Genomic DNA, 14,863 nt, shown 5'->3' on the forward strand with positions numbered 1-14,863 from the left:
GCGTTCCTACCCCTTCGCGATCTGGACGAACCGCTCGTGCACGCGCGCGTCGCCGGAGATCTCCGGGTGGAACGACGTGGCGAGCAGCGATCCCTGCTGTACTGCGACGATCCTACCGGCGGCGGCGTCGGGGATCCCCGGCGTGCTCGCGTCCGGGATGCGGGCGAGGACCTCGACGCCCGGTCCGGCGTCCTCGACCCACGGCGCGCGGATGAACACCGCGTGCACCGAGGGGTCGTCCCCGGGCAGCCCGGCGAACGCGAGGTCGGTCTCGAACGAGTCCACCTGGCGGCCGAACGCGTTGCGCCGCACGGTCACGTCGAGCCCGCCGATGGTGCGCTGGTCGGCCGTGCCGCCGAGGATGCGGTCGGCGAGCAGGATCATGCCGGCGCACGAGCCGTAGACGGGCAAGCCCTCGGCGATCCGCGCACGCAGGGGCTCGTCGAGCTCGAAGATCCGCAGGAGCTTGTCGATGGTCGTCGACTCGCCCCCGGGGAGCACGAGGCCGTCGACCTGCGCGAGCTCCTCGGGTCGGCGGACGCCGACGGTGCGGGCACCTGCGGACTCGAGCGCGGCGGCGTGCTCGCGCACGTCGCCCTGCAGGGCGAGAACCCCGATCGTGATCGTCACGAGGGGTGATGATACGTCGGCCGGTAGGGTCGCCGACGTGACGTACCCGCCTGCAGCGCAGCCCGGCGCTCCTCCCGGTCCCCCCGCACCGGCGTGGGGCGGCCCGCCGCCGGTCGCACCGACGCCTCGCCGCGCTCCGCGCGGCGCGACCGTGCTGATCGTCGCCGGCGCCGTGGTGCTCGTGGGCGCGCTCGTCGCGGGCGTGCTCGGCGTGACGCTCTTCCTGCGCGCGATCCCGACGGGCGTCGTCACGAGCGGAGGGTCGCCGGGTTCGGCGTCGATCGCGTCCGGCGCGGTGCCCGGCGAGGCGGACGTCACGGTCGCCGGCGGGGAGCCGTACACCGTGTGGGCGGTCGGCGGCCCCGGGGACGCCGCGTTCGCCGCGGACGACGTCACGGTGACGTGCGGCGGCACCACCGTCCTCGTCTCGTCCCCTGCCGTGACCGGGTCGTCCGGCGTGGGCACGACGTCGGCCGCGACCGTCGCGGAGTTCACGGCGACCGGCGACGGCGCGTGCACCGTGTCGGTCGCGACGTCCCAGGACGCGGACGCCGGGTCCTTCGTCGTGACGGAGGGCTGGCGCTTCGGCGAGTTCTTCGCGACCGTGGGCGGCACGGTGCTGCTGTGGATCCTCGCGATCGGCGGCGGTCTGCTCGGCCTCGGCCTGCTGCTGGGCGGCATCGTGTGGCGCGTCGCCGCGCGCCGCGCCTGACCTCGGCTGTCCGCTCGCTCCCGGCCCGGCGTCAGTGCTCGCGCGCGAGCCCGAGGTGGCGGGTCACACCGTCCCAGCCGTGCAGCAGGGGCCGCACGAGGTCGACGAGTCCCTCAGGGAACACCTCGATCTCGACCCGCGCGAGCTCGTCGAGGTCCCACCACCGCATCTCGTCGACGACGTCGAGCTCGACGTCCGTCCATCCGTCGCGGCTGAGGTCCTCGCCCGCGAGGACCTCACCGTGCAGCCGCGCGAGGTAGATGACCTCGTCCTGGCGGCAGTGCTGCCGGTAGAAGTCGAAGACTGCGCTGCGGGTGTAGACCGGCCCGACGAGATGGGCGGGGTCGAGCGCGATGCCGGTCTCCTCGCGCACCTCGCGCAGGGCCGCCGCGGCGTCGTCCTCCCCCTCGTCGATGCCACCGCCGACGGTGAACCACCACGACCGTTCGGGCTGGTCGACGTCGTGACCCCGGACGAGGAGGACGCGGTCGGCGTCGTCGAGCAGGACGACGCGCGCGCCGCGCCGGAAGAAGAGGCCGTCGTCCCCGAGCACCCAGTCGGGGCCCAGGGACGACGGCGCGTCCGTCCGGTCCGTCACCGCGACGCCCGGCCGTCCAGGCTCGCCGGCGGTGCCGGCAGGTGCGCGGACAGGGTCACCAGCCGCGCTCGGCGAGGCGGTGCGGCACGGGGATGTCGTCGACGTTGATGCCGACCATCGCCTCGCCGAGCCCGCGGGACACCTTCGCGATCACGTCGGGGTCGTCGTAGAACGTCGTCGCCTTGACGATCGCGGCAGCTCGCTGCGCCGGATTGCCCGACTTGAAGATGCCGGAGCCCACGAAGACGCCCTCGGCGCCGAGCTGCATCATCATCGCCGCGTCGGCCGGCGTCGCGATGCCGCCGGCGGTGAACGTGACGACCGGGAGCTTGCCGGTGGCGGCGACCTCCTTGACGAGCTCGTACGGCGCCTGCAGCTCCTTGGCGGCGACGAACAGCTCGTCCTCAGGGAGCGAGGTGAGGCGGCGGATCTCGCCACGGATGGTGCGCATGTGGGTCGTCGCGTTGGACACGTCGCCCGTCCCGGCCTCACCCTTCGACCGGATCATCGCGGCGCCCTCGGTGATGCGGCGCAGCGCCTCTCCGAGGTTGGTCGCGCCGCACACGAACGGCACGGTGAACTGCCACTTGTCGATGTGGTTCGCGTAGTCGGCCGGCGTGAGGACCTCGGACTCGTCCACGTAGTCCACGCCCAGCGACTGGAGCACCTGCGCCTCGACGAAGTGCCCGATGCGCGCCTTCGCCATGACGGGGATCGAGACGGCCGCGATGATGCCGTCGATCATGTCGGGGTCCGACATGCGGGAGACGCCGCCCTGGGCGCGGATGTCGGCCGGGACGCGCTCGAGCGCCATGACCGCGACGGCGCCGGCGTCCTCGGCGATCTTCGCCTGCTCGGCGGTGACGACGTCCATGATGACGCCGCGCTTGAGCATCTCCGCCATGCCGCGCTTGACCTTCGCGGTGCCCACGGAGCCCTCTGCGGCGGGCGCGGCGCCTGCGGGGACCTTCTCGGCGGGGACGTTCTGCTCGGACACGTTGGTCACCGGTACCTCACACGTTCGGTTCGAGGGAGCGCACGGCCGTCACGAGGCGGACGGCCGGGCCTCCGCGGGTCGCGCCGACGGCCCCCGGCGAGGTGGAGAGAAGCCGGTGGGAGCGGTGCGTGCGCGGTGGCGGGCACATGCTCGCACACCACGACCATCCTACTGCGGCGCGTCCGGGCCCCAGGCGCTCAGGAGGTCCCGCCGGCGGGCTCGAGAGGACGGCCGAGACCGGGCGGCCAGGCGTCGTCGAGCTCGACGGTCGCGGGCATCGGCGCGTGCCCCGCGAGCCGGAACAGCCGGACCCACCACTTGCTCCGCACGCGCTGCGCCTGGGCGACGGCCTCGTTGTGGAAGCGACGCGCGAGCTGGGCCCGGTACCAGGCCGCCGAGAGGTTGCCGAGGAGCTCGTCGCCCGCCGGGACGTCACGCAGCTCCGCGACGTCCTCCGCGTCCTCGAGGGCGGACCGCAGCGTCGCCGACAGGTCGGACTCGGCGAGCGCGCGCGACGGCGCCATGCCACCGAGCAGCAGCCGTGGGCGGGGCGCGTCCTGCGTACCGAGTCCCGGCACGCTCTCGACGAGGCGCCGCGCGTCCGCGTCGTCGTCCAGCACCGCGTGCGCGGCCTCGGCCAGGAGGACCGAGGTCACCGGGTCGAGCTCGGCCGACGCCGCGAGGTCGACGACGGCCGACGCGCGACGCACCAGCTGGGCGTCGAGCGCGAGGCGCGACGCCATGACCTTGCGGTGCAGGCGGTCGAGCCGGGACGCGGCGACCCACAGGAGCCAGCCGACGAGCACGACGACGGCCACGACGAGGATCGCGATCTCCGACCAGGTCATGCGCGAGCCTCCTCGTCCCGGTCGCCGCGCGTCCGTCCGAGGAGGCGACCGCCGCGGCGGGACCGCGGGTCCTCGTGCACCGGGATGACCGCCTCGGACGCGGCGAGGACCATCTCGTACACGGCGAGCACCTCCGCGGTGACGGCGGACCAGTCGAAGCGCCGGACGAACTCCCGGGCCCGGTCGCGGTACGCCTCGCGCCGGCCGGCGTCGGCGAGGACCTCGACGACCGTCGCCGCGAGCGCTGCGCCGTCGCCGACGGGGAACAGCGCACCGGCCGCACCGTCGTCGAGCACGCGACGGAAGGCGCCGAGGTCGCTCGCGACGACGCACGCGCCCGCGCTCATCGCCTCGACGAGCACGATGCCGAAGCTCTCGCCGCCCGTCTGGGGCGCGATGTACAGGTCGACGGAGGCGAGCATGCTCGCCTTGTCCTCGTCGCTCACGCCGCCGAGGAACTCCACGGACGACGCGTGCTCACCCAGGGCGGCGACGGCCTCGTCCTTCCCCGCGTCGCCGCGGCCGGCGACGAGGAACCGCGCCCCCGGCACCTCCGCGAGGATGCGCGGGATCGCGTCGGTCAGGACGGGCAGTCCCTTGCGCGGCTCGTCGAGACGGCCGAGGAACCCGATGGTCGGCGCGTCCGGCGTGCCCTGCCAGCGCGGCTGCGGCACGGCGCCGGCGAACGTGTCGACGTAGACCCCGTTGGGGATGACGACGGCGTCCCCGCCCAGGTGCTCGACGAGCGTGCGCCGCGCGTCCTCCGACACGGCGATGCGCGCGTCGATCTTCTCGAGGCTCTGGCGCACGAGCGGGTAGGCGACCTGCAGCGCCCGGGAGCGCACGAGCGAGGTGTGGAACGTGGCGACGATGGGCCCCTGCGCGGTCCAGAGCGCGCTCATGGACAGGGACGGGTTGACGGGCTCGTGCAGGTGCAGGACGTCGAAGCGTCCCGCGTCGAGCCAGCGCCGCACCCGGCCGATGGTCCGGGGGCCGAACGTCACGCGGGCCACCGACCCGTTGTAGCGGACCGGGATCGCGCCGCCCACGGGAGTGAGGTAGCCGGGGACCGGGGTGTCGTCGTCCGCGGGCGCCAGCACGGAGACCTCGTGCCCCTGGGCGATGAGCGCCTCGGCGAGGTCGCGCACGTGGAACTGCACGCCGCCCGGCGCGTCGAACGAGTAGGGGCACACGATGCCGATGCGCAGGCTCATGCGGCGGGCTCCTGGTCGCCCTGCGCCGGGGCGACGGCGGCGTCCTCGCCCGCCGCGGCCTGCGTGCGGGCGTACCGCTCGGGATCGAGGTCCTCGACGAAGACCTTCTGCAGCATGTGCCAGTCCTCGGGGTGCTCGCGGATCGCCACGCTCAACGCGTCGACCCAGGCCTGCGTCGCGACGGCCACCCGCTCCGAGCGCGGCACGTCCGCCGGCACGTCGACCGGGGGGAAGAAGCGGATCACGAGGCCCCACGGCGTCCCCGCCGCGCGGCGTCGGGCACCGCGCAGGCGCTCGTACCAGATGGCGGCCGGGACCAGGGGGGCCCCGGCGGTGACGGCGAGGGCGGCCGGGCCGGCGGCCACGCGGGCCCTCCGACCGTAGAGGTCGACCTCGATGCCCCGGGCGGTGAGGTCGCGGTCGGCGAGCAGCGGGATGATCCGCCCGGGACGGCGCGCCCCGCGCACGAGGTCGCGGAACACGTCGCCGTCGCCGAGAGCGAGGATCTCGAGCCCGATCCCCGTCCGGAACGCGAGGAACTCCTGGAACACCTCCTCGGGCTCGAGCCGCTCGGCGACCGTGAGGACCGTGGCGAGACGGCGGGTCGCCCAGGCTCCCGCGAGGTCCCAGTTCCCCTGGTGCGACAGCGCGAGCACGGGGCTGCGGTCGCCGTCGAGGAGTCGGCGGACGTTCTCCTCGCCCACGACGCGCACGCGCGCCGCGACCTGCTCGGGCGTCCACGCCGGCAGGGTGAAGGCCTCGCGGTAGTAGCGCATGTAGGACCGCATCCCGGCGCGCGACAGCCGGCGCACCCCGCGGTGACCCAGGTCGGGGCGCACGCGCGCGAGGTTCTTCTCGAGCTGGCGCACACCGCCGCCGTGCAGGAGCCACGTCACGTCCGCGACGGCGGTGAACACGCCGCGCAGGATCGGCTCGGGCACCTTGTGCGCGTTGCGCCACGCGAAGGTGAACGCCTTGCCGGTGTCGATCCCCATCGTCAGCGGGCACCTTCCGTCTCGTCGGTCCGTCCGTCGTCGCCGCCCGCGAGGGCCAGCGCCTGCCGGCGCACGGTCGCCACGCGCTGCACGATCGTCACGGCGCTCGCGACGGCCAGCAGGCCGAGCACGACGACGAGCACGACGGGCGGCACGCCCAGCCCGACGATCCCCGCGGCGACGAGCGCCGCGACGAGCCGGTCCGCACGCTCCGCGATCCCGACCTGCGCCGTCATGCCGACGCTCTCGGCGCGCGCTCGCGCGTACGGCACGACGGCGCCCAGCGCGAGGCACGCGAGCGCGACGCACGTCCCCCAGGCCGCGAGGTCGGGGGTGAGGCGCGCGTCGTCGGCCCGGACGAAGTACAGCGTGAGCCCGACGAACAGCGCCGCGTCGGCGAGCCGGTCGAGCGTGGAGTCGAGGAACGCGCCCCAGGGGCCCGAGCGCCCGGCGCGGCGGGCCATCACGCCGTCCAGCACGTCGGAGAACGCGAAGACCATGACGACCATGGTCCCGGCGAACAGGTGACCGGTCGGGAAGAGCCAGAGCGCGCCGGCCACGACGCCGAGCGTCCCGGCGACGGTCACGGCGTCGGGGCTCACGCCGAGGCGCAGCAGGAGCGCGGCGAGCGGCGTGAAGAGCCGGGTCGTGAGGGCCCGGAGACGGCCGAACATCAGTGGTTCCCCTCCCCCGCGCCGGCCGTCCCGTGCTGCGACTGCTGCGGCTGCGCTTCCCAGGCCGCGGCGAGCTTGGCGCGCGTGTCCGCGAGCAGCTCCGGCACCGCCTTCGTGTGCGCGACGACGGGCAGGAAGTTCGCGTCGCCCGTCCACCGGGGCACGACGTGCTGGTGCAGGTGCGCGGCGATGCCCGCGCCGGCGACGGTCCCCTGGTTCATGCCCAGGTTGAAGCCGTCGGGCGCGGACACCGCGCGCACCACGCGCATGGCGGTCTGCGTGAGCTGTGCGACCTCGGCCGTCTCGGCCCCGGTGAGCCCGGTGTAGTCCGAGACGTGGCGGTAGGGCACGACCATGAGGTGGCCCGGGTTGTACGGGTACAGGTTGAGCACGGCGTAGGCGACCTCGCCGCGCGCGACGATGAGCCCGTCCTCGTCCGAGCGGGACGGGATCCGGCAGAACGGGCACTGCCCCGCGGTGTCGTCGGTCGGCTTGTCCTGCCCACCGACGTACACCATGCGGTGCGGCGTCCAGAGCCTCTCGAGACCGTCGTCGAACCGCGGGTGGTCCCCCGGCGGCTCGACCGTCGCGTCGTCCACGCCCGACCTGCCCCTCGCGTCGTCCCCCACCGCGGCGTCAGACCTGGACGCGGTCGCGCACGGCGGACACGATGCGCTCGATCGCCTCGGCGACCGGCACGCCGTTGTCCTGGCGCCCGTCGCGGTAACGGAACGACACGGCACCCGCCTCGACGTCCTCGCCGCCCGCGATGAGCGTGAAGGGCACCTTCTGGGTGCTCGCGTTGCGGATCTTCTTGCCGAACCGGTCGTCCGAGTAGTCCACCTCGGCGCGGATGCCCTGCGCGCGCAGCTGCGCGACGACGTCGGCCAGGTAGTCGTTGAACGGCTCCGCGACGGGGACCGCGACGACCTGGACCGGGGCGAGCCACGCCGGGAAGGCGCCCGCGTAGTGCTCGAGCAGCACTGCGAAGAAGCGCTCGATGGACCCGAACAGCGCGCGGTGGATCATCACCGGGCGCTGGCGCGAGCCGTCGGGGGCGGTGTACTCGAGCTCGAACTTCTCCGGCAGGTTGAAGTCGAGCTGGATCGTCGACATCTGCCACGTCCGGCCGATCGCGTCCTTGGCCTGGACGGAGATCTTCGGCCCGTAGAACGCCGCGCCGCCCGGGTCCGGCACGAGGTCGAGGCCCGACGCCGTGGCGACCTCCTCGAGCGTGCGGGTCGCCTCCTCCCACGTCGCGTCGTCGCCGACCGACTTCTCGGGGTCGCGCGTCGACAGCTCGAGGTAGAAGTCGTCGAGGCCGTAGTCCTTGAGGAGGTCGAGCACGAAGGTCAGGAGCGAGGTGAGCTCGTCGCGCATCTGCTCGCGCGTGCAGTAGATGTGGGCGTCGTCCTGCGTGAAGCCGCGCGCACGGGTCAGGCCGTGCACGACGCCCGACTTCTCGTACCGGTACACCGTGCCGAACTCGAACAGGCGCAGCGGGAGCTCGCGGTACGAGCGGCCGCGCGCGTCGAAGATGAGGTTGTGCATCGGGCAGTTCATCGGCTTGAGGTAGTAGTCCTGGCCGGCGCGGCGCACGGTGCCGTCGTCGTCCAGCTCCTCGTCGAGGTGCATGGGCGGGTACATGCCCTCGGCGTACCAGTCGAGGTGGCCCGACACCTGGAACAGCTTCGCCTTGGTGATGTGCGGGCTGTTGACGAACGAGTAGCCCGCTTCGACGTGCCGCTTGCGCGAGTACTCCTCCATCTCCGAGCGGATGATGCCGCCCTTGGGGTGGAAGACCGCGAGGCCGGAGCCGATCTCGTCCGGGAAGGAGAAGAGGTCCATCTCGCTGCCGAGGCGGCGGTGGTCACGGCGCTCGGCCTCGGCGAGCCGCTCGAGGTACGCCTTGAGCTCGTCCTTCGTGGGCCACGCCGTGCCGTAGACCCGCTGGAGCTGCGGGTTCTTCTCGCTGCCGCGCCAGTAGGCGGCGGCCGACCGCATGAGCTGGAAGCCGTTGCCGATGAGCTTCGTCGAGGGCAGGTGCGGGCCGCGGCACAGGTCCTTCCAGACCACGGTCTCGCTCTCGCGCCCGGCGCCGCGCACGTTGTCGTAGATCGTCAGCTCGCCGCCGCCGACCTCGACGCTCGCGCCCTCGGCCGCCGTGTCGGACGACCCCTTGAGCCCGATGAGCTCGAGCTTGTACGGCTCGTGCGCGAGCTCGGCGCGCGCCTCGTCCTCGGTGACCACGCGGCGGCGGAAGGTCTGGCCCTCGCGCACGATGCGCGCCATCGCCTTGTCGAGCGCCTTGAGGTCCTCGGGCGTGAAGGGCGTCTCGACGTCGAAGTCGTAGTAGAACCCGTCGGTGATGGGCGGCCCGATGCCGAGCTTTGCGTCCGGGTTCACCTGCTGGACTGCCTGGGCGAGGACGTGCGCCGCGGAGTGGCGCAGCACGGACAGCCCGTCGGGCGAGTCGATCGTGACGCCCTCGACCTCGTCGCCCGGGGCGAGCGCGGTGTCGAGGTCCTTGAGCGCGCCGTTCACGCGCACGACGACGACGTCGCGGCGGTCGGCGAAGAGCTCCGTGCCCGTCGTCGCCGTCTCCACCGTGACGGTCCCGGACTCGGGGGCGGTGGTGACTGGTGGCTGGACGACGTCCGACACGTGCTGCTCCTTGCAGGCGGGAGGACGCCGTGGCGTCCTCGGTGAGCGGTCATCGAGGCTCACGGCCGGTGCCGGGGCGCTCGAAGGGGCGCCGTCGTCGACGGCGCCCCCCGATCGTACCGACCCGCGCACGCGGGACGAACCGGATACCTCTGGACGGGCCGCGACGCCGCGCCGAGGGCTACCTGCCCCCGACGCCCGTGCCGGGGACGTCCCGGCGGTCGGCGTCGTCGCCGTTGGCGTCCTTCGCCTTGTCCGCCAGCGTGTCGACGTGCTTGTCCACGGAGTCCGGCGCGACGCCCTTGATCGCTCCCGCGACCTGGTCGATGCGCTCGTCGGTGAGGAACTCCTTGGCCTGGCCCAGGAGGTCGCCGAGACCCCCCTCGCTCTTCGGTGCCTTCTCCGTCATGGCCGCTCTCCCTGGTGTGCGCGGTGGGTCGGCGCGGTCGGCCCGCGCCCGTCTCGCACGCTAGCCCGGAGACGGACCGACCGCCACGGCACGGCGGTGCGCCACCGGGGCCGTTCCGGTGCCCTCGGTCAGCGCGCGGTCCACCGGCGGTAGCGCTTGCGGCGAGCCCGCTCCCACGCGTCGTCGAAGTCCGCGAGCGCCCGGTCGGCGCGCTCCCGCTCGATGCCGACGAGCAGCCCGTAGCTGAACCCGTTCTCGCCGGAGAGGTTCGCCCGCATCCCCAGCCCGCGCAGCGACCGAGCGAGCGCTACCGCGTCGTGGTGCTCGCCGAGCGCGTCCTGCACGGCTTCGAGGCGCTCCGCGAAGCGCGCGGCGTCCTTGCCGAGCGCCGGCTCCATGGACTCCCCCGCGTACCGCGCGCGCTTCGCCGCCTTGCGGACGTCGTGCAGCAGCTCGTCGCGGCGCTCTCCCTCCACCGCGGCCGCACCCCTCGCCCGACGGCGCGTGCGCTTCCAGGCCGTGCGGGCGAGCGCGGGCAGGACGTCGGGAGCGGCGCCGGCGGCCCGGTCGGTGAGGGGCGGGTCGTCGGCGAGGTCCTCGAGGGCGGTCAGCAGGTCGAGGTAGCGGTCCTCGCCCATCTGGGCGACCGCGGTGCGCAGCGCCTCCCGGTACCGGCCGTCGAGCTCGTCGACGACACGCGCCCGGACCGGCCCGACGACGAGCTCGTCCGGCAGCCGGTCGAGCACGACGCGGATCCGGTCGCGGGCGACCTCGGCGTCGCGCGCCTCGCCCAGGACGCGGCCCCACCACCGCAGCTCCTCCCGCACGGGCTCGGCGACCTCGCGGTCGAGGAGCGGCCGGAACGTCGCGAGCGCGCTGCGCAGGCGTCGTGCGGCGACGCGGGCCTTGTGCACCGCGTCCGGTGCGTCGCGGCGCACGTCGGGGTCACGGTCCAGGAGCGCGTCGACCTGCTCGCGCAGGTACCGCACGACGACGGCGCCCGCCGAGCCGTCCCGGTCGCGGTCCGACGTGCTCGTCGCCCGAGGGGCCGGTACGGCGTCGCCGAGCGCGCGCGAGAGCTTCGGACCGCTCGGCTCCGCGTGCGCGCCGGAGCCGACCAGCGCGTCGACCACCGCGTCGAGCAGCGCCTGCGGGTCGTCCGTCTCGTGCCCGGCGGGCAGGATCTCGACCTCGATCTCGCGCCAGGCGTCGGTGCGGCGCCCCCGGTGCGGCTCGGCGTTCGTCCCCGGCGCGGCGTCGGCGTCCTCCTCGGACGCCGCCGCGACGAGCCGCTCCGTGGCGACCCGGTCCTCAGCGACCTCGACGAGCGCCGCGCCCCGCGCGTCGCGCAGCACGACGACGCGGCGCTGCGTGCGCAGGCGCGCGACGGGGACGAGCGGCGCGCGCCGTGCCAGGCCGGCGACGAGCCGGACGAGGTCGTCCGGAGGTGGCGGTGCGGCGTCGGGCTCCGGGAGCTGGTCCGGCAGCGCGTCGCCGTCGTCGCCGAGCGGTCGGCGCTCCTCGTCCCGCGCGTCACCGGGGGCAGGCAGCTTGAGGTGCCATCCCGCGTCGTCGCCGCCGGTGCGACGGCGCAGCGTCACCCCACGGGCGAGCAGCCGCAGGTCCGGCGTGTCGTAGTAGAGGGCGTCGAGACGCACGGTCCCGGCGCGCTCGACGGTCGTGCCGTCGACCTCCAGGTCGGGCACGGTCCAGTCGTCCGGTGCGCTCAGGGTGCGTTCGTGCTCGCGGTAGGCCATCCGTCCTCCGTCGTCGGGCGGTCGTCTCCCGACCCTAGGAGCGCTCCCCGGTCGTCGCACGCAGGCCACCGCCGGCGGAGCGGTGACGACCGACCTGCACGAGCGTCTCAGGGCCGCGAGCGCAGCGTCGCGACGACCGACGACCACCCGCCGCGCGGTCGCACGAGGACGAGGTCCGCCCGGGCGCCCGGGACGAGCGAGCCGCGGTCGTCGAGGCCCGCGGCCCGGGCCGGGCCCGACGTCACGAGCGCGACGGCGCGGGGCAGCGTCGCCAGGCCCTCGCGCACGAGGACGTCCACCGCCGCGAGCATCGTCGCCGGGACGTAGTCCGACGCGAGCCCGTCGACGAGGCCGAGTGCGACGAGCTCGCGGGCCGACACGTTGGCGGTGTGGGACGCCCCGCGCACGACGTTCGGCGCACCGGCCACCACCGACAGGCCCGCGGCCCGTGCCGCGCGGGCGGCGACGAGCGTCGTCGGGAACTCCGCGACGGCACCTCCGCGCGCCGCGAGCGCCTCGACGTCCTCGACCGTCTCGGGGTCGTGACCGGCGAGCCGGACCCGCCCCGCCCGGGCGAGCGACCCGAGCCAGTCGAGCGTCGCGGCCGCGACCTCGGACCGCTCCTCGCGGTCGGCGCGCCAGCGGGCGACGTGCTCGCGCGCGCCGGCCGACGACATGCCCGCGCGCTCGACGAGCCAGCGCTCCATGGTCTCGGGGCGCGCGTACTGGCCGATGCCGGGCGTGTGGTCCTCGTGCGACACGAGCGACGCAACCCCGCGTGCGCCGTCCGCCTGCCGACCCGGGTCCCCCAGCACGCCGCGCAGCGTCGCGACCGCGGACGGGCACCGGATGTCGACCCGGTGCAGCACGCGCGCGCCGTCCTCGCGCGCGGCGTCGACCACGAGCGCCGCGAGCACCTCCGCGGGCTCGGGCTCGCCCACGGGCAGCCCGACGGGCGTCCGCTCGCCGTAGGCGACGCCGTGGAACGCCGTGAGGACACCGGCGGTCGCGAGCCGGTCGGTCGCGGTGCGGACCGCGAGGTCGAGCGGTAGCCGTGCGCCCGGACGGGGGCGCGCCTCGTGCCCGAGCACGTCGGTGTGCACGTCGACGAGCCCGGGCAGGCAGAGCGCGCCCCCGCCGTGCAGCTCCGCACGGCTCCCGGGCGGGGCCACGCCCACCTCCACGACCCGGCCGTCCCGCACGACGACCCGGGCGTCGTCCACGACCCGGTCGGGCAGCACCGCGACGACGCCGTCGAGCGTGTAGTCGCGCGGCGCGCGGCTCACGTCGCGCGTCTCGTCCCGGGTCTCGTCGTCGGGTCGGCCGGAGGCTCCTCCCGGTCGGGACGGGACGGTGGCAGCGGTCGGTGCGGGCATGGCGGCATGTTGTCCGGACGACCTGGCGAGACGGTGAACGACCGTTCATGCCCCGTTCACCGTCCCAGGGCCGACGGTTCTCCCGGCTCTCCCAGACTCCTCGACGGCGGCCACCCCGGACGCCCCCCGAAGACGTCACGACCGGAGACGACCCCATGAAGACGACCACCACCACCTTCGCCGCCGTGGCGCTCGCCGGTGTCACGGCGCTCACGCTCTCGGCGTGCAGCGGGACGAGCGCCGCGTCGGACGCGTCCGAGGCCGCCACGACGACCTCGGGCTTCCCCGAGGTGCTGCGCCTCGGCGCGATCCCCGCCGAGAACTCCACCGACCTCGCCGCCGGCTACGAGCCGATCATCGCGATGCTCGAGGAGGAGACCGGCTCCACGGTCGAGGTGAGCCAGGCGTCCGACTACGCGGGCGTCATCGAGGGCCTCATCGCGGACAAGGTCGACATCGCGTTCCTCGGCTCGTTCGCCTACGTCATCGCGACGCACAACGACGCGGCGATCACGCCGCTCGGCGCCGTCATCGAGGCGGAGGGCGCCGAGACCGGCTACTACTCCCTCGGCATCACGCAGGGCGACAACGCGGACATCGACGGCCTGGAGGACTTCGAGGGCCGCAGCGTGTGCTTCGTCGACCCCGGCTCGACGTCCGGCTTCCTCTACCCGAGCTCGGGCCTCATCGACGCCGGCGTCATCGAGTCCGGCACGGAGAAGGACCTCGCCGCGGGCGTGCAGCCCGTCTTCGCGGGCGGCCACGACGCCTCGGCGCTGGCCGTCGCCGCAGGCGACTGCGAGGCCGGGTTCGCGATGCAGTCGATGGTCGAGGACACGCTGCCCGCCGCCGGCGACCTCGCCGAGGGCGACCTCAAGGAGGTCTGGAAGTCCCCGAAGATCTCGGGGTCGCTGTTCGTCGGCAACGACGCGCTCGGCGAGGAGAGCATCGCCACGCTGACCGAGCTCATCACGGAGAAGGCCAACTCGGAGTACCTGCTGTCGCAGGGCTTCTGCGATGGCGAGTGCCTGCTCACGGACGAGGACGCGTGGGGCTTCGCCCCGGCGGAGGACGCCGACTACGACGGCACGCGCGAGGTCTGCACGCTCACCAAGTCCGACAAGTGCGAGGGCTGACGGTGCGCTCGACGACCCCCGCGGGCCGCACCGTCCCCGGTCCCCCCGCAGGTCCGACGGCAGGCGGGCCCCTCGTGAGGGTCCGTGGTCTCGTCAAGGAGTTCGACGGGACGACGGCCCTCGCGGGGGTCGACCTCGACGTCGCGCGCGGCGAGCTGCTCGTCCTGCTGGGGCTCTCGGGCTCGGGCAAGTCGACGCTCCTGCGCTGCCTCAACGGGCTGCACCGCCCGACCTCGGGGGAGGTCGAGGTGGCCGGTACGCGCGTCGACCGGGCGTCGTCGCGCGAGCTGCGCCGGCTGCGCACCGACGTGGGCTTCGTGTTCCAGCAGTTCAACCTCGTCGGGCGGCTCACGTGCCTCGAGAACGTGCTCGTCGGCGGCCTGGGCCGCGTGCGCGGGCCGCGGTACGGCATCGCGACCTACCCGCGCCGGATGCGCGAGGAGGCGCTGGCCCACATCGAGCGCGTCGGCCTCGCCGACCAGGCGTACCAGCGCGCGGACACGCTCTCCGGCGGGCAGCAGCAGCGCGTCGCGATCGCGCGCACGCTCATGCAGCGCCCGCAGCTCGTCCTCGCCGACGAGCCGGTCGCGTCGCTCGACCCGGAGAACGCGGGTGCGGTGATGGACCTGTTCGTCCGGGTGTGCGCCGAGGAGGGCCTCACGGTGGTGTGCACCCTGCACCAGGTCGACCTGGCGCTCGGCTGGGCGGACCGCCTCGTCGGTCTGCGGCACGGCGAGAAGGTGCTCGACCGCCCCGCCGCGGGTCTCACCAAGGACGAGGCGATGGCGATCTACCGGCGGGTCGCGCCCGGGACGCCGGCCGAGCCCGTGGCCGTCGGGGCGAGCGCGTGACG

Annotated in this window: 15 protein-coding genes; 3 read left to right on the plus strand and 12 right to left on the minus strand. The window is 74.5% G+C overall.

What is annotated here, in order from left to right:
* Positions 1-6: 6 nt before the first annotated feature.
* Complete coding sequence (gene pdxT, locus ACZCLJ_RS03940; protein ID WP_463105544.1) at positions 7-630, minus strand: pyridoxal 5'-phosphate synthase glutaminase subunit PdxT; 624 nt, start codon at positions 628-630, stop codon at positions 7-9.
* 37 nt (positions 631-667) lie between these two features.
* Between pdxT and ACZCLJ_RS03945 the strand changes: the two genes are divergently transcribed.
* Positions 668-1,342 (plus strand): hypothetical protein, encoded by a 675-nt coding sequence (locus tag ACZCLJ_RS03945; RefSeq protein WP_463105545.1) that lies wholly within the window; start codon positions 668-670, stop codon positions 1,340-1,342.
* 31 nt (positions 1,343-1,373) lie between these two features.
* On the opposite strand, the gene ACZCLJ_RS03950 is transcribed toward ACZCLJ_RS03945, so the two are convergent.
* The 11 genes from ACZCLJ_RS03950 to ACZCLJ_RS04000 form a co-directional block, all read right to left on the minus strand.
* On the minus strand, positions 1,374-1,940 hold the full coding sequence (locus tag ACZCLJ_RS03950) for an NUDIX hydrolase (RefSeq protein ID WP_463105546.1): 567 nt from the start codon (positions 1,938-1,940) through the stop codon (positions 1,374-1,376).
* A 55-nt stretch (positions 1,941-1,995) separates the two neighbouring features.
* The gene (gene pdxS / locus ACZCLJ_RS03955) at positions 1,996-2,871 is read right to left on the minus strand and encodes a pyridoxal 5'-phosphate synthase lyase subunit PdxS (protein ID WP_463106349.1); all 876 of its coding nucleotides are present in this window, start codon (positions 2,869-2,871) and stop codon (positions 1,996-1,998) included.
* Between the two features lie 263 nt (positions 2,872-3,134).
* Positions 3,135-3,785: a hypothetical protein gene (locus ACZCLJ_RS03960; protein ID WP_463105547.1), complete on the minus strand. Its 651-nt coding sequence runs from the start codon at positions 3,783-3,785 to the stop codon at positions 3,135-3,137.
* Positions 3,782-4,993, minus strand: coding sequence for a glycosyltransferase family 4 protein (locus ACZCLJ_RS03965; RefSeq protein WP_463106350.1), 1,212 nt, complete (start codon positions 4,991-4,993; stop codon positions 3,782-3,784). Before ACZCLJ_RS03965 ends, ACZCLJ_RS03960 begins: the two co-directional genes overlap by 4 nt.
* Before the next feature lie 2 nt (positions 4,994-4,995).
* The gene (locus ACZCLJ_RS03970; RefSeq protein ID WP_463105548.1) at positions 4,996-5,994 is read right to left on the minus strand and encodes a phosphatidylinositol mannoside acyltransferase; all 999 of its coding nucleotides are present in this window, start codon (positions 5,992-5,994) and stop codon (positions 4,996-4,998) included.
* 2 nt (positions 5,995-5,996) lie between these two features.
* On the minus strand, positions 5,997-6,668 hold the full coding sequence (pgsA, locus tag ACZCLJ_RS03975) for a phosphatidylinositol phosphate synthase (protein ID WP_463105549.1): 672 nt from the start codon (positions 6,666-6,668) through the stop codon (positions 5,997-5,999).
* Positions 6,668-7,267: an HIT family protein gene (locus ACZCLJ_RS03980; RefSeq protein ID WP_463105550.1), complete on the minus strand. Its 600-nt coding sequence runs from the start codon at positions 7,265-7,267 to the stop codon at positions 6,668-6,670. Before ACZCLJ_RS03980 ends, pgsA begins: the two co-directional genes overlap by 1 nt.
* Positions 7,268-7,304: 37 nt before the next feature.
* A complete protein-coding gene (gene thrS, locus ACZCLJ_RS03985) occupies positions 7,305-9,332 on the minus strand; it encodes a threonine--tRNA ligase (RefSeq protein WP_463105551.1) in 2,028 nt (675 codons plus the stop codon).
* 181 nt (positions 9,333-9,513) lie between these two features.
* Positions 9,514-9,741 (minus strand): hypothetical protein, encoded by a 228-nt coding sequence (locus tag ACZCLJ_RS03990; protein WP_251150881.1) that lies wholly within the window; start codon positions 9,739-9,741, stop codon positions 9,514-9,516.
* 128 nt (positions 9,742-9,869) lie between these two features.
* Positions 9,870-11,498, minus strand: a complete 1,629-nt coding sequence (locus ACZCLJ_RS03995; protein WP_463105552.1) for a CYTH and CHAD domain-containing protein — start codon at positions 11,496-11,498, stop codon at positions 9,870-9,872.
* A 107-nt stretch (positions 11,499-11,605) separates the two neighbouring features.
* Positions 11,606-12,874 carry an alpha-D-ribose 1-methylphosphonate 5-triphosphate diphosphatase gene (locus ACZCLJ_RS04000; RefSeq protein WP_463105553.1) on the minus strand — a complete coding sequence of 423 codons (1,269 nt, stop codon included), beginning with the start codon at positions 12,872-12,874 and terminating at the stop codon, positions 11,606-11,608.
* A gap of 155 nt (positions 12,875-13,029) precedes the next feature.
* Here ACZCLJ_RS04000 and ACZCLJ_RS04005 point away from each other — a divergent pair, with 155 nt between their 5' ends.
* Together ACZCLJ_RS04005 and phnC are read left to right on the plus strand one after the other, a co-directional pair.
* Entirely contained in the window at positions 13,030-14,010 is a 981-nt protein-coding gene (locus ACZCLJ_RS04005) for a phosphate/phosphite/phosphonate ABC transporter substrate-binding protein (protein ID WP_463105554.1), read from the plus strand.
* Positions 14,011-14,084: 74 nt separating this feature from the next.
* Positions 14,085-14,861, plus strand: a complete 777-nt coding sequence (gene phnC / locus ACZCLJ_RS04010) for a phosphonate ABC transporter ATP-binding protein (RefSeq protein WP_251150877.1) — start codon at positions 14,085-14,087, stop codon at positions 14,859-14,861.
* The last annotated feature ends 2 nt before the right edge of the window (positions 14,862-14,863 follow it).

It is taken from the genome of Cellulosimicrobium sp. So1_17 (genome assembly GCF_055181235.1).

Coding starts and splice junctions, on each gene's coding strand:
- ACZCLJ_RS03960 (WP_463105547.1), bottom strand. CDS start 3,785: ATGACCTGGTCGGAGATCGCGATCCTCGTCGTGGCCGTCGTCGTGCTC.
- ACZCLJ_RS03970 (WP_463105548.1), bottom strand. CDS start 5,994: ATGGGGATCGACACCGGCAAGGCGTTCACCTTCGCGTGGCGCAACGCG.
- pgsA (WP_463105549.1), bottom strand. CDS start 6,668: ATGTTCGGCCGTCTCCGGGCCCTCACGACCCGGCTCTTCACGCCGCTC.
- ACZCLJ_RS03990 (WP_251150881.1), bottom strand. CDS start 9,741: ATGACGGAGAAGGCACCGAAGAGCGAGGGGGGTCTCGGCGACCTCCTG.
- ACZCLJ_RS03995 (WP_463105552.1), bottom strand. CDS start 11,498: ATGGCCTACCGCGAGCACGAACGCACCCTGAGCGCACCGGACGACTGG.
- ACZCLJ_RS04000 (WP_463105553.1), bottom strand. CDS start 12,874: ATGCCCGCACCGACCGCTGCCACCGTCCCGTCCCGACCGGGAGGAGCC.
- ACZCLJ_RS04005 (WP_463105554.1), top strand. CDS start 13,030: ATGAAGACGACCACCACCACCTTCGCCGCCGTGGCGCTCGCCGGTGTC.